This is a genomic window from Bacillus sp. ABA4_010 (genome assembly GCF_056159105.1).
In genome coordinates, this window is the sequence record NZ_JBSWUN010000003.1 from 2,032,356 (window position 1) to 2,046,589 (window position 14,234).

General features: G+C 40.2%; 13 protein-coding genes. 6 read left to right on the forward strand and 7 right to left on the reverse strand.

The annotated features are described in order from the left end of the window. Positions 1–66 precede the first annotated feature (66 nt). From ACXAEO_RS11440 to ACXAEO_RS11450, 3 genes are read right to left on the reverse strand one after another with little or no spacing between them, the layout of a single operon-like run. Positions 67–2,079, reverse strand: coding sequence for a DUF6449 domain-containing protein (locus ACXAEO_RS11440; protein WP_474880992.1), 2,013 nt, complete (start codon positions 2,077–2,079; stop codon positions 67–69). Next, positions 2,054–2,953: an ABC transporter ATP-binding protein gene (locus tag ACXAEO_RS11445; RefSeq protein WP_474880995.1), complete on the reverse strand. Its 900-nt coding sequence runs from the start codon at positions 2,951–2,953 to the stop codon at positions 2,054–2,056. Before ACXAEO_RS11445 ends, ACXAEO_RS11440 begins: the two co-directional genes overlap by 26 nt. Next, positions 2,946–3,335 (reverse strand): GntR family transcriptional regulator, encoded by a 390-nt coding sequence (locus tag ACXAEO_RS11450; protein ID WP_474880997.1) that lies wholly within the window; start codon positions 3,333–3,335, stop codon positions 2,946–2,948. Before ACXAEO_RS11450 ends, ACXAEO_RS11445 begins: the two co-directional genes overlap by 8 nt. A gap of 206 nt (positions 3,336–3,541) precedes the next feature. Between ACXAEO_RS11450 and ACXAEO_RS11455 the strand changes: the two genes are divergently transcribed. Next, positions 3,542–3,718, forward strand: a complete 177-nt coding sequence (locus tag ACXAEO_RS11455) for a hypothetical protein (protein ID WP_474881001.1) — start codon at positions 3,542–3,544, stop codon at positions 3,716–3,718. Between the two features lie 203 nt (positions 3,719–3,921). On the opposite strand, the gene ACXAEO_RS11460 is transcribed toward ACXAEO_RS11455, so the two are convergent. The 4 genes from ACXAEO_RS11460 to ACXAEO_RS11475 form a co-directional block, all read right to left on the reverse strand. Then, positions 3,922–5,235 (reverse strand): S-layer homology domain-containing protein, encoded by a 1,314-nt coding sequence (locus ACXAEO_RS11460; RefSeq protein ID WP_474881003.1) that lies wholly within the window; start codon positions 5,233–5,235, stop codon positions 3,922–3,924. Positions 5,236–5,383: 148 nt separating this feature from the next. Next, positions 5,384–6,298 (reverse strand): NAD(P)/FAD-dependent oxidoreductase, encoded by a 915-nt coding sequence (locus tag ACXAEO_RS11465; RefSeq protein WP_474881005.1) that lies wholly within the window; start codon positions 6,296–6,298, stop codon positions 5,384–5,386. A gap of 186 nt (positions 6,299–6,484) precedes the next feature. Then, complete coding sequence (locus ACXAEO_RS11470) at positions 6,485–7,372, reverse strand: cupin domain-containing protein (RefSeq protein WP_474881007.1); 888 nt, start codon at positions 7,370–7,372, stop codon at positions 6,485–6,487. Positions 7,373–7,457: 85 nt separating this feature from the next. Then, positions 7,458–8,690 carry a DNA polymerase IV gene (locus ACXAEO_RS11475; RefSeq protein WP_474881009.1) on the reverse strand — a complete coding sequence of 411 codons (1,233 nt, stop codon included), beginning with the start codon at positions 8,688–8,690 and terminating at the stop codon, positions 7,458–7,460. A 201-nt stretch (positions 8,691–8,891) separates the two neighbouring features. Here ACXAEO_RS11475 and ACXAEO_RS11480 point away from each other — a divergent pair, with 201 nt between their 5' ends. The 5 genes from ACXAEO_RS11480 (at position 8,892) to ACXAEO_RS11500 (ending at position 14,229) form a co-directional block, all read left to right on the forward strand. After that, on the forward strand, positions 8,892–9,506 hold the full coding sequence (locus tag ACXAEO_RS11480; RefSeq protein WP_474881011.1) for a class I SAM-dependent methyltransferase: 615 nt from the start codon (positions 8,892–8,894) through the stop codon (positions 9,504–9,506). A 237-nt stretch (positions 9,507–9,743) separates the two neighbouring features. Next, a complete protein-coding gene (locus tag ACXAEO_RS11485; protein ID WP_474881013.1) occupies positions 9,744–10,910 on the forward strand; it encodes an alanyl-tRNA editing protein in 1,167 nt (388 codons plus the stop codon). A 103-nt stretch (positions 10,911–11,013) separates the two neighbouring features. After that, positions 11,014–11,457: a cupredoxin domain-containing protein gene (locus ACXAEO_RS11490; protein ID WP_474881015.1), complete on the forward strand. Its 444-nt coding sequence runs from the start codon at positions 11,014–11,016 to the stop codon at positions 11,455–11,457. A gap of 500 nt (positions 11,458–11,957) precedes the next feature. Further along, positions 11,958–13,391, forward strand: a complete 1,434-nt coding sequence (locus ACXAEO_RS11495) for a sensor domain-containing diguanylate cyclase (protein WP_474881017.1) — start codon at positions 11,958–11,960, stop codon at positions 13,389–13,391. Positions 13,392–13,545: 154 nt separating this feature from the next. Beyond that, the gene (locus ACXAEO_RS11500; RefSeq protein ID WP_474881019.1) at positions 13,546–14,229 is read left to right on the forward strand and encodes a hypothetical protein; all 684 of its coding nucleotides are present in this window, start codon (positions 13,546–13,548) and stop codon (positions 14,227–14,229) included. The last annotated feature ends 5 nt before the right edge of the window (positions 14,230–14,234 follow it).

The following is a 14,234-nucleotide window of genomic DNA, read 5'->3' on the forward strand; positions in this document are numbered from 1 at the left end:
CTAAGAAAGAAAAAACCCCGTTATTCAATCAGTTCTTTTCACCTGATTGGATAACAGGGCCTTCATTTACTTATTGAAGTACTCTTTAATGAAATCTGGTGCTTCTTCTTCATCGAACATTTGGAAATCTGGATATGGGTTTCCGATGAAGTAAAAAGCAATAACATATGTGCCGCGTTCTTCCTGCTTCGCCGCAAGCAATACTTCCTCTAGCTGCTGCTTATCTTTAATTTGCAGTCCGTCTGAGCGATCTTTAAATTTCGCTTCAATTTCATCTGAGCGAATGTACTCGTATCGTTCTTTTCCTTCTTCGTTTTTCACAACGACCGCATACGCCAAATCTTCTGGCATCACGCGTGCCTGTTCAAGAAGGTTATTGTCTTTAAGCCATTGCTCGACTTTTTTGTAAGATTTTTTCCACGATACGTTCATTTGTTTATTCGTACTATATAAAAACTCGATGTATGCCCAGTTTGAACGATCATCAAATATTTGTTCTGCTGTTTCTGTTTGCAACTCTTCTTTAATAATGGCAGTCAATTCTTCAATTTTTTCCGGGTCAGCAATGACAGCACGTTTGTCGCCACTTCCTTCTGGATGAATCGTAATTTTATCGACTACCTCATTTTTCTTGCTGTCACGAAGGAGGGAATAACGATTCTCTTTATATTCCTCAGATTCGACAATTGGTTTGTAGAGTGGTTTATATTCTTCAAACGGAACGTCGTAATAGCGGACGATTTTTTTACCATTGTTCAATTCATAAGCAATCGCCACAGAACGCGTCTTGTATGAAGGTATGACTTTCGGCTTTTCTTTAAGAATTTGCTGATGAAGCGCATAAATATGCTTCATATTATTGGGATCATTAAAATAATTTTCTTGTTCATCTTCCCAATACATATCTCCACTAGCTAATCGCTCTTCTTTTTCCTTTTGATACGCTTCTGTTAAAGGATATAACGTTTCGCTGAAATAGATACGCTTTACATCAGCTAACTCCGGCTGTTTGTTCTCATAACCAGTCACATCCATTTGCAGTAAAATCCCCACCGCTAACATCGCAATGGCATAAAACATATAGCCTTTCCACTGACCAAATACACGCCACGTTTTTTGCAAAATCATGCCGGCAACAAAATAACCAATCATTGACGCCGAAATCAACCCAAATAAAATCCAGCTAAAATGTCCTTGCGTTTCTCCGTAATACAATCCGCCGACAAGCATCGAACAAAATGTTACCCCATATTGGAACACTGGCTGAAGAGGCTTAAAGGCAACCGCCTGTGTTGCTGCTTCAATATGACGTTTTTTATAGACGAAGAATGAGACCATATAGAAAAGGATGATGAGTAATACGTACACACTAATCTCTTTTCCTGTTAACGGTTGACGCGCCATTTCTGTAGCACGGATAAATGGAATGAGACGATCGACTTGCTGGCTTAAATAGTAGTCAACCGAAAAACCGTATAAAAAGTACTTCGCATTCATAAACGTCAACGTAATAAGGCCAGCTGGCAACAATAAAAAGATATACGTAAGCGCTCCTTGAAGTACAGACATCCCTGTAAATGCTGCGACAAAAATACCAGTTAAAAAGACAAATAAGTTCCAAAGGGATGTCAACATAATCCATTGACCGATGTCACTTTTCGAATAAAAATTCGTTAAATCTAAAGTGCCGTGAAGTACAAACAAAATGAGACCCGTTAACATAACCGGAACGATAAGTAACAAAGCGCCGAGCCATACTTGCTGGTGATATAATGTTTCACGGCGAATTGGTAAGCTATGAATATAATCGGCCGGAAGCTTCACATGCATATAACGAAATAAAAAGACGGCAAGTAGTACAGGCAATGTGAACAAAAACAGCACTTGAAGTTCGCCGTTTACATTAAACAACCCTTTTGCTTCATAATAGTAAGTTCGATCTGGATTGGAGTAAATCATTAAAAGCTGCAGTGGAATGGCAAACGTCAAACAAAGAAAATAAACGAGTCCAACCCAACCGACACTCCGCATATTTTGCTTTAAAATCCCCCGATTAAACGATGATGTTTTCGATGGCATAACCTACATCCCCCATTTCATATATAAAAATTTCTTCTAATGTAAGCGGGAGCATATCTAAAATAACCGGACGATGCGATTGAATATAGGAAACGATTCGCTCCTCTTTCCCTCTCACGATGCAAAGCAGCACACTTCCCCGCTGTTCTTTATACAAAATGTCAAGATCTTGCAAGAACGCTTGTGGGACATCACTCGTAAAGGCAACTTGAATTTTATGCACATCTGATTTCAAATCATCCAATTCTTTTTCAATCATAAGCGTACCGTGATGCAAAATGCCGATATGGTCACATAAATCTTCTACTTCTCGTAGATTGTGAGAAGAAATTAAAATGGTCATTTCTCGCTCCGCCACATCTTGTACAAGCAAATTTTTCACCTTTTGTCTCATAACCGCATCTAATCCGTCCAGCGGTTCATCTAAAATAAGAACATCCGGCATCGCCGATAACGCGAGCCAAAAGGCAACTTGCCGCTGCATCCCCTTTGATAAGCGGTGCACTTTTTTCGTGACCGGAATCGGAAACACCTCACCAAGCTTTTGGAACCGCTCTTCATTCCATGACGTGTACACATTTGCATAAAATTGAGCCATTTGCTTAATTGTTGTTTGTGGGAAAAAATATAGCGCATCCGGCAAGAAAATCGTTTTTTGCTTAATGGCCACATTTTCGAAAACAGGCTGTCCGCCAATTAGTACCTGTCCCTCATCTTGTTTATAAATGCCCGCAATCATTTTCAAAAGGGTCGTTTTCCCCGCTCCGTTCGAGCCAAGCAAGCCGTAGATGGAGCCTTTTCGAATATGTAAATTCACATTTTTGACGGCTTCAATATCCTCAAACTCTTTTCGGACATTTTTCACTTCAATCAACGTGCTCTCCCCCTTTCACCGATTGTTCCGCTTTTTCTACAAGAGCTAAAATATCTTCTTTTTTCAGCCCTAAATACATCGCCTCTGAAATCAGCTTAATTAAATCTTGTTTCATTTTTTCCACCTTCTCATTATTTTTCGTTTCAGATTGGGGTGAAACAAAGCTGCCTTTTCCGGGAACAGAATAGATATAGCCTTGATGTTCGAGTTCACGGTATGCTTTTTGAATCGTATTTGGATTAATGGTCAGTTCTTTAGCAAGCAAGCGGACAGACGGCAGCTGCTCATCTGCTTTAAACATTTCATGGATGATGAACTCTTTGAGCTTATCAACAAGCTGCTCATAAATCGGCTTACGACTGCGAAGATCTAGATTAAACATTGTGTTCCTCCTTTCTATTTATCATCACTGTCTTAACTGTATATAGTGTATTAACTGTATTAATTACCGTATTACAGTTTTCATTATAAAGCGATTTTGAAATTTTTCAACCCTTTTTTTAACATTTCATCTAAACGTTCCTCTCTCTTGATTGATTTTCTACATATACGCACATACTATATGGCGCACGTAAAGGAGGCGACGTTATGTCGAAAAAGACGTTAGAACACTGTTTTCTCGAATTTCATTTAAAATCGGAAGGAGAGGAAACACAGGAGAAGCGCATTGCATTATCACAAGATGAAGCACAACTCTTATTTGAAATCATCCAAAACAACCGAAACAACGGAGTAGATGAGGATATCGAAAACGTTTTCTCGTAATAATGAGGGGCAAAACACGTAAAAAAGCTGATTCGCTTAGGAATCAGCTTTCAAAATTGATACAATTAGAATGAACGACAGATAATATTAAATTAGCAATACAAATATAGTAAATAAACCTAATAATCTCTTTAAATATAAAAATTTAGTTACGTACATCTCCTAACACGTGGCAATATTGTACTAACATCTTATGGCTTGTCTTATAGATAAGTAAATTTCACTATCAAACTGTTACTAGAAGTGCTAACATCAAGTTGTACATTTCCAATTCTTTTCGTTTCTAGTAATTCTTTTCCAGTTGGGTGGGATTCAATATATTTCGCTAAAACAAAATCATAAATGTCCTCTCCATTTGGAAATAATGCAATCAGACTATCCTTGAGTTTCTGAGTGTAAAAAGGTTCAGTGAATGTTTTTTTATCAACATTCTTATAATCATTCCATAAAGATTTAAGACTTAACATAATGACAGATTTATCACTAAAAGACGGGATTGGTTTAGTACCATATTTCATATAACGATTTTCGTTAAGAAAATATGCAAAATAATGATTTCCCATCGCATTTGCCATATCAGTATTTCCAAATGCAATCCTCACTCGTTTTCCAAAATCGGCTACTTCTTCATACTGTGTTGTCACATAGAAATTAGGGTCTAAAAGAGATTTTGTTACTTGATAAACCTGTCGATTAATATATGGATTCAACTTGTTAGACGGTAAATAATTGTCAAATTTACCATACTCTCCGAATAAAATAACCCCGTTTTTAATAATCTTCTGTCCTTGTGTATAAGGGCCGAATCCACCAAAATAATTCATGATATTTGGGTCATCGAACGGTGATCCTTCCATCGCACGATAGATAAAAGCTGCCATTTGTGCTCTGGATACTAAATTATTCGGTTTATAGGTTAAATCGTGATAACCATTCGTCACTTCGGCAGCGGCTAATGTATCAATGTATTGATACGCCCAATTCGTTGATGGAACATCCTTAAAGTTCATTGGGTAATCTCCCGTTAAATCAAATGTTTCCACCAATACTTTCGCCATTTGAGCACGTGTTAGTGGATTATCAACGCCAAATTTCCCATCTGTTTGTCCTTTAAAGATTTGTTCATTTACAACCGCTTTAATATAGGGATAATCAGGATGATTCTTCGGCACATCCGGAAACGTTACATCCTTATATGATGCATTATTAACATCTAACTTTAGAGCTTTTGCTAGCATGCGTGCTGCATGACCTCTCGTGATTTGTTCATTAGGTGCATATTTTGAGCCGTTTAATGCATCGGCAATTTGATTGTTTAATAGGTAGGTAATCTCTTTATACGCCCAGTGAGAAGGAGTAACGTCAGAAAAGCTGGTTAATTTACTCTGACTAGTCCCCACCAATACGTTTAAGTTCTCTTTTTGTTCTACGTTACTATTTTCAGCTGATACGCTAGTTGTTTGAGCGCTCCCCATTAACAAGGCAGCACTTGTAATTAAAGCTCCCATCTTTTTCATAAGTTGGACTCCTTTCCTTATTAATTCACACCGTTAGCATATAATCTAATTAAGTTATATACAATAAATATAACCTAATTATTACGTCATTTAGATTTTATAAACTTTCTCTTCCCAAAACACGTAAAAAAGCTGATTTCTGTACGAATCAGCTTTCACTCTCTCCAATCAGTCTTTTATGAATCCAAATCGCCGCTTGTGTTCCTTCTCCCATCGCAATGGTCGATTGTTCGGAATGTACCGACACATCTCCTGCTGCCCAAACATTACGGATAGACGTTTCCTTCGTTCTCGGATTAACCTTAATATGCCGATTTTCCGAAAGGGTCGCTCCGAGCTGTTTGGCGATCTCGCTGTGCACAGCATTTCCACCAAATGCGATAAATGCACAATCGGCATACCATTCTTCCCCGCTCGCAAGTTTCACTCCTTTGAAGACGTCTTCCGTTTCCACTAGCACTTTATCAATTCCTTCACACCGATATGTGATTCCACGTTCCGCTAATGTCATCTCAAGCGAGTAATCAAGTTCACTCTTTTCATGGTTTATGTACACGATATCACTCGTCCAATGCGTTAATGCCAACGCCATATTTGCCCCTGCTTTTCCTGCTCCTAATACAAGGACGCGTTTTCCTGACGCTTCATAGCCATCGCAATCCGGACAAACGTAAATGGTGGCTCCTAGACATGTCCTTATGTTTGGAATATCGGGAATTCGGTCCATCACCCCTGTGGCCAGCAACAATGTTTTCGCCTCATAAATCCTTCCACTTTCTGTTTCCACCGCCATCCATTCGCCTTTTTCCGTACAGGAAACCGCCTTCTCATTTAAAAACTGCACACCATACTCCTCTGCCTGTTGCTTTCCGAGCTTCCTTAACGTGTCACCGCTCACTCCATCAGGCCAGCCTAAAATGTTGCGGTAGCTCTTGCATAAATTCGAACGCCCATCATTTGAATCTATAACCAGTACGTCATGCTTGTATCGCCCCATCTGTATGGCTGCTTGAAGCCCTGCAATCCCCCCGCCAATAATGAGACACTCATACTGCTTTTCCACCCTTGTTCACCTCCGCATCGCCTATTTGAGGCACTTTGCTTTCTCCCTAATATGTCCTGCAACGGTTCTTGTTATTTGCGCTAGATGAAAAAGAGTGACAAAAACTTAACCACTCTTCATTCATTGGGTTTAAAGAAAAAAACGGCCTTTTTCAAGACCGTTTTCCCTTGCATATTCATATTAAATTCAATGCCCTTCCGCTTCTTCTGCCGCAATTGCGTCCGCTTTCGTTTCATGAACCGTTCCATACGGGTGCTGTGGCGGTGCGTAAATGGAATAAAGTTTGATGGGCTGATCGCCTGTATTAATCAAATTGTGCCACGTACCAGCAGGAATGATGATGGCGTAATCATCGTACACCTTTTTTTCAAACGTTAACTCATCTTTACGATTTCCCATTCGAACAATGCCTTCTCCTTGTTCGATACGGAGAAATTGGTCCAAGTTCGGATGAATTTCTAAGCCGATATCGTCTCCAACCTCGATGCTCATCACTGTTAATTGCAAATGATCTCCTGTCCATAAAGCCGTTCGATACGTGTCATTTTGCGTTGTCGCCTGTTCCATATTGGTAACAAACGGCTTCGACCCAGAGTCTTTTCCTTTCTTTAACAAGCGAAGGTTCGCAACATTCTCTTTTTCAGATGTATACATATACAAAAGCGCATTTCGAACGATCGGATGTTGCTCCTGCACATAACGTTGGCGGTACTCTTTCCCATTTTCTACTCCTGTTTCATATGCTTTTTGCAGCCCCTCTTTGTAACGATGAAATGCCGTTTGATCGACTTCGTACACTGGCCAGCTTCCAGTAAGCGATGCGTAAAGGTCGGTCAATTGTTTCAAATGAACCTCTTCATTTCTTAAAATGTGAAGAATGACTTGTTCATGCTGTTGATTTGGGGCTAATGCTGCTAATTGCCGGTGAAAATGGATGGACGACGCTTCTCGGTTAATCGCGTCCAGCAAGGCTTCAAACGTTGGTTGCTCCTGTCTGTGAAACGTTCCTGGAATGGAATTTGAATGATACATCGGCGTATTGGAGTGAGGATACATATGAGGCATATTGTACATTTTACTCATTCCCTTCGTGAGTTTACAACATCATCATATGCCCTATATTCATCTGTGCGCCCTCTTTTCTATCGAAAGACAGCATTTACTCTTTACGGGTACTTTGTTCATCGCCATGTTGTTTTTTCATCATCAAATCTGCGCCGCGCTGAATGGCTAAATCGCCGAATTTTTGTTTCAGTTGCTCCACCGTTTTCAACAGCGGTTCTTGTTTGGCATCTTCTTCATACGAAAATAAATTAAGTTGTTTCACCGCCGCCTGTTTTTCGATAATGTCCAGCGCGGTCACCCCAAGTAAACGGACCGCATTCCCATTCCAATGTGCTTTAAATAATTGTGCCGCCGCCTCATATATTTCCTTAGACTCGGAAATGGGATTGAGCATTTTCCGGCTTCTCGTCACTGACTTGAAATCGCTGTATTTAATTGTAATTTGAATATTTTGCGTAACAACATGTCTTTTTTTCATTCGTTGGCTGACCGATTGTGACAGCCGTTCAAGTACTCCGAGCAGTAAACGCTGTTCCGTCATATTTTTCGGCAATGTCGTTGAATTCCCGACAGTCTTTACTTCATAAACAGACTCAGGATCCACACGCCTGTTGTCAATACCGTTGGCGCGCTCTTGCAAGTGAAGGCCGTTTATGCCAAGTAATTGTTGCACGGTTTGACGGTTTGCTTTTGCCAAATCACCAATTTTCTCAATTCCAATGCTTTTTAGCTTCTCTGCTGTTTTCTCCCCAATGCCATGCATTTCCTGTACAGGTTTATTCCAAAGAAGGGACGGAACATCTCGCTTACGAAGTACCGTAATACCCATCGGCTTTTTCATATCAGAAGCGGTTTTTGCCAAAAATTTATTCGGGGCAATGCCAATGGAAACAGGAATACGGAGTGTTTCATATAGCCCTTGCTGCATCTCTTTTGCAATGTCAAGCGGAGATCCTAATTCGTGCAAGTCCGTAATATCCAAGTAGCCTTCATCGATGGAGCTTGGTTCAATCATCGTTGTATACGAAGAAAGAAACTCGAATACTTTGGCCGACATCTCCCGGTACATTTCAAAATTTGGAGGTTTAATAATAAGGTCGTGGCACTTTTTCTTTGCTTCCCATAAAGGCATCGTCGTATAAATACCAAGGGCACGAGCAGCATAGTTGCAAGTAATGATAATGCCCCGCCGTTCGTTCGGATTCCCTGCAATGACAAGCGGTTTGTCCGCTAAAGAAGGATCATGTGCCGTCTCTACGGACGCATAAAAGGCATTGCAATCGACATGTAAAATAACCCTCCCATTGCGGGGATACATCGATTTCATCTAATCACCTTTCATCCAATAAGATTCTTAATTTTATAGTACATATGTTTTGGTTTTTTGGCAATTTACGAGATTGTTCCCCCCCCTAAACATGAGAGTCCGTACGTAGATTTTATAAAAGACTTTAGTTTATCTCTTCCTAAAGCGGGTTAAATAAAGGATAAATTCACTTTTCAAAAAACATAAGGAGGAAACAAACGGATGTTTGAAACATTTAAAAAGAATTTTAGCAAACCAGAGGGCTTTTACGGCGTTATTGCAGGCAAAATTATGTCATGGGAAAATAAAGAAATCAATGAGTGGACCATCGACCACTTAAACTTACAAACAAATGAGCACGTATTAGAAATAGGCTTTGGCCCAGGTTACAGCATAGAGCATATGTTAAAACAAGATCATTCATTAAAAATAGATGGTGTAGATGCTTCTGAAGCAATGATTGCTCAAGCAACAAGACGTCTTAGCCGCTACGTAGAAAGCGGACATGTCCACTTATCCTCCGGCCACATTGAAACAACTCCATTACCTGTTGCAACATATGATAAAGTTTTATCCGTCAACAACTATACAATCTGGAATGAACCGAGAAAAGGACTTCAAAATGTACATCGTGCATTGAAACCCGGCGGAAAAATCGCCATCACTATGCAGCCACGCGAAGAAGATGCGAGTGCAAATAAAACGAGAATGTTTGGCAAACAAATTCATGATGACTTGAAAGCATGTGGGTTCAAAAATATTGAGATTTTCTTTAAAGAAGTACGTCCAGAGTTAACGGTTTGCGTAATTGGCATTAAATCCTCGGCTGAAAGGTGAAAATTGCATTCATGAATCATTGCTACATGAATAAGGGGCATGATTATATTTACCTGCCCCACTCCTCTCAAGTTATGCCCCATTATATTCATAGCCGAACTTTATACATCGGTTTTTCTAGTCGTCCATTATGCTTACGTGTTGCTGTTTCCAAAAAAGACTTGTATCCTTTCCATTTTCCGTTCCAACAAGGTATGATAGAGATTAATTGGATTATAGAGAGGAGAACGAAACAGAATGACAGAAAGATGGTATGAGACACAACCATATACACAAACATGGACAACGACAATTACATCCATTCAAGAACGAGAAGACGATGTACTCGTTACATTGAAAGAAACGGCTTTTTATCCAGAAGGCGGCGGCCAACCGGCTGACTTTGGAACAATGAACGGCATCAAGGTCATTGATGTGTTTGAACAAGATGGCGACGTTTATCATAAATTGGCACAAGTTCCTGATAAAAAAGATGTTCAATGTCAAATTGACTGGTCTCGACGATTTGATCATATGCAGCATCATACAGGACAGCATTTACTATCGGCTGTCTGTATTGAACTTTATGATGCCCATACGGTCAGCTTCCACTTAGGAGCAGATACTGTGACGATTGATTTAGCGGTTTCTTCTTTATCAAACGAACAGTTGGCGCACATTGAACGACGGGTAAACGAATGCATTTATGAAAATAGAGACATTCGAACATACCATGTGACGAAAGATCATATACATACTGTTCCACTCAGAAAACTGCCGGATGTTGGAGACAATATTCGAATTGTAGAAATAAGCGGCATTGACTATTCGGCTTGCTGCGGAACGCATGTGAGCCGAACTGGAGAAATCGGAATCATTAAGCTATTAAAAACTGAAAAACAGCGCGGCAATATTCGCCTTCATTTTAAATGTGGACTTCGTGCTCTTGCTGATTACGGACAAGCTCATGACACCCTTTCTATTCTCTCCGCTAAATTCAGCACAAACCGTCAAGGGGTGCTTGAGCGAATAGAAAAGCTCGAACAAGAACAAAAACAGCTTCAAAAAGAAATCGAACAGCTTCAAGCAGAAAACGCGGCCTATGCAGCGAAAGAATTGATTGCTGGCAAGAGCGACGGAATCGTTACATTCATCTCTGATGACCAGCCGCTGAATCAGCTGCAGCCAATAATTAAATCCATTACAGAAAAAGGAGATTATGTAGCACTGTTTGCCAGTCAATTAGATAAGAAGATTACACTGGCACATAACGGCTCTTCGTCTGTTCATTGCGGACAGCTATTCAAAGAACAGCTTCCTTCCTTCAACGGAAAAGGCGGCGGAAGCGCTAATCAAGCACAAGCCGGCTTTTCAACAAAAGAAGAAATGGAACAGTTTCTCTCCTTTTTACAAGAAACACTATAAGCAGTTCTTTTTTGAAAAAATGATTCATTCTTAAAAATAATAGACAACTCTCCCCTCCCCTTTCGCATACATATGAAACAGACAAGCTTGCGGGAGGGATTTTATGAGAATTGTATATATTCAAAAGAAATGGTTCGTCTTATTAGCGATCTGCATCGGTCTTTCAGCTGGTGCTTGGTATGCAGCGAAGCCGACAGCCATTCAAACAGCAATGCCATCTAATGAAAATACATTCATCATTAATATGGTAACAGGTGAATTTAAATCGACGACCGAAGACGGAAAAGAGATTGAAGCATATCGCTGGGACCCAGGAACGATTTACGTCCCGAAAGATCAACCCGTTACGTTGAGCATTTACGGTGTAAACGGAAAAGAGCATCCCTTCCACATTGAAGGAACAAACATTAAAGGCATTGTCAAAAAAGGAGAAGAAACAACCATCAACCTTCAGTTTGCGAAAGAAGGTATTTACCGCCTCATTTGCGACATCCATTCCGATATCGCCCATAACGGTCCGATGATTGCTTATATCGTCGTCGATTGAGTAGGAACTCCAAAACGAATGATGGTTCGTTCGTTTTGGAGACTACATCACCTTATTAATTTTTATAAATTTCTGAATACTTTATAGAAACATCCTCTTTTTTCTTTTATAATGGTTAAAAAGGAGATGTTCACATGTTTCGGCTCTGGAATAAACAAAACAAGGAAGGACAAAATCATTTAGAAAACATTATAAATTTGGAACAAAAGCGACGAAAAAAACAATTCAGCCAGTTATTTAAGCCTTATGAGCTATTCGGAAAGTCCCATGAATTCACCGACTGGGTCGTATGGGAACAACGAAAAAAGAATAACTCTCCCTCCCAAAAAACGTAACGTCCGTTTTCTTCGGCGTTAACAGCAACCATCACCACTACTACGAAGAACGTTAGCGCCAAAATACCACCATAACTCTTTTTCTTCAATTGCCCCCTCATACATGACACAATTTTCTTGATTCATCATTACATATTAAAGTATAAGCAAGAGGAGAAAAAGTTCGTGACATCCTTGACTCAATCATCTGCTATTTCTAATTTATCTTCCCATGATGCTTCCAAGTCACAACGTTTGAAAGCGATGGTCATAGCTGTTTGTTTTATTTTGCTATCATTGATTGTACTGCCGTACAGTCATGTGCAGCTCCCGGAAATTGAACCATTCTTGCCTGCGTTCATTGCCGTTATTTCCATCCTTGTAGGACTCTCCATTGCTTCCACTGTCTTTCATGATTACTTGCCGATTATTATTGGGGCAGAAGGTTACGGAACCATTATCACTTCAGGCATTGGCCCTTTTATTTGGCTTCTTCACCTCGTTGCGCTGACTTGGCTGCTTCGTAAAGGGAACATGAAGTCTGTGCTACATATTTGGCTGACCGTTGCCCTATTAGCGTCACTACTAGATGTGACCGTTACATTACTCGGAGGAAGCCGCTATACACTCGGATGGTACACAGCGCGATTAAACAGCTTATTATCTGCGAGTATTGTTTTAAGTACGTTCGTCTATGAAATCAATCGTTTATACATTTTATTGGCCGAACAGCGCTACCGATATGAATCACTGTTTAAACATAGTCCAGATCCTGTGTATGCAATCGATAGAGAAGGAACCATCACAGACAGTAACGATGCAGGGGCGCAAATTCTAGGATATGAGGAACACGACATTTTGATGAAACAAAGTACGACTTTCATTGCTCCTCCCTACATAGAAGAGAGCGCAAATCGGTTTCAAAAAGCGTTGGAAGGAAACAACCAGCATTACGAAGCCGACGTTCTCCATCAAAAGGGACATTATATTCCCGTCATGGTGACAACCGTGCCAATTGTCGTACACCAACAAGTAATGGGTATGTATGTGATTGTCAAAGACATTACCTTCCAGAAGGAAGCACAGCAAAAACTGGAGGAAGCAAATCGTATCTTAGAGGACCTCTCATTTAAAGACGGTTTGACTGCGCTGGCCAATCGCCGCTATTTCGAGATGTTTTTAGAAAAACATCTCGATGAATGTGCGCAGCATGCCAGTCCGCTTTCCGCCATTTTACTTGATATTGACGAATTCAAGAAATACAATGACGGATATGGACATCAACGTGGGGATATATGCTTAAGGATGGTGGCCGATTTGCTAAAAGATGCCGCTCCATCATTTACACTCGCTGCCCGGTACGGAGGAGAAGAATTTTGCCTAATCCTCCCTCATACCGATACTGCTCATGCACGCCGTATTGCGGAGGAGATTCGCTGGAAACTGGAAAAGCTTCGCATCCCGCACCTTTATTCTGAAAGAAAAGTCGTAACTGCGAGCATAGGAGTGGCCACGGTTATTCCTTCCTCTTCTAGTGCGTCACACGAGCTCATTGCTGAAGCGGATCGCGCCTTATATGAAGCAAAAAAACAAGGTCGAAACCAAGTCATTGCTTCTTAATGAATAAGAACTATTAACAGCGAGGTGCTGTCATGAAAATCCTTCACATTCATGACAGCACCTCTTTTTTCATTTTTTTGGTTTGTATACATTCCTATTAGGGAATTGGGGAAACATAAAGTGTAGTGAACTGATAAAAAGGAGGAAAGAGGATATGAGTTTAGAGTGGTTTTATCGCATGGAAAATGCCGTTCGTTTAAGTCTCCCAGACCTTTGCGAGGAATTTGATGACTTTGAAATTTTGTTTGATACGGACACGACACTGAACCACCCGTCATTCGTTTTTTCTGTGGAAACGATTGACACAGAGGATCAGTTTTGTGTGATTCACTTCGATCCGATTCATCAAGAGTTTTACGCGTTTCATTATGATATCGAATCAGATCTTGAATCCAAACTTCTATTTGCCAACTTAGATCAAATGCTTGTATTCATTCATACTTCTTTCCACGAATTCATCGGCGATTATGATGAAGACATAGACTATGACCGTGATGTGGACGAGCTTGATGAAGACTGTGATGATGGAGAAACAGAGGATGAATATGAGGAAATGGAATTTGCAGGCGGCGATTTAGATGAAGAACTGGACAACATCGAATGGATTTCAAACGATAAACATCTTCATATTGAAGACCATACTGCTGATCAAGAAACTCAACATATCATCCATTTAAAACTTGGCCAAGATATTGAAACAGGAGAAGGCGTTTTATTCCGCAATACGATTACAAAGCAAGGCGAAGAAGAATCGGAGGAAGCCATTCTCTTTTATTTCAAAGAAGAAGAGGCTTCTTATATTACAGATTTAATTAATGAATACTTAAACCGCTCGTAACAAAT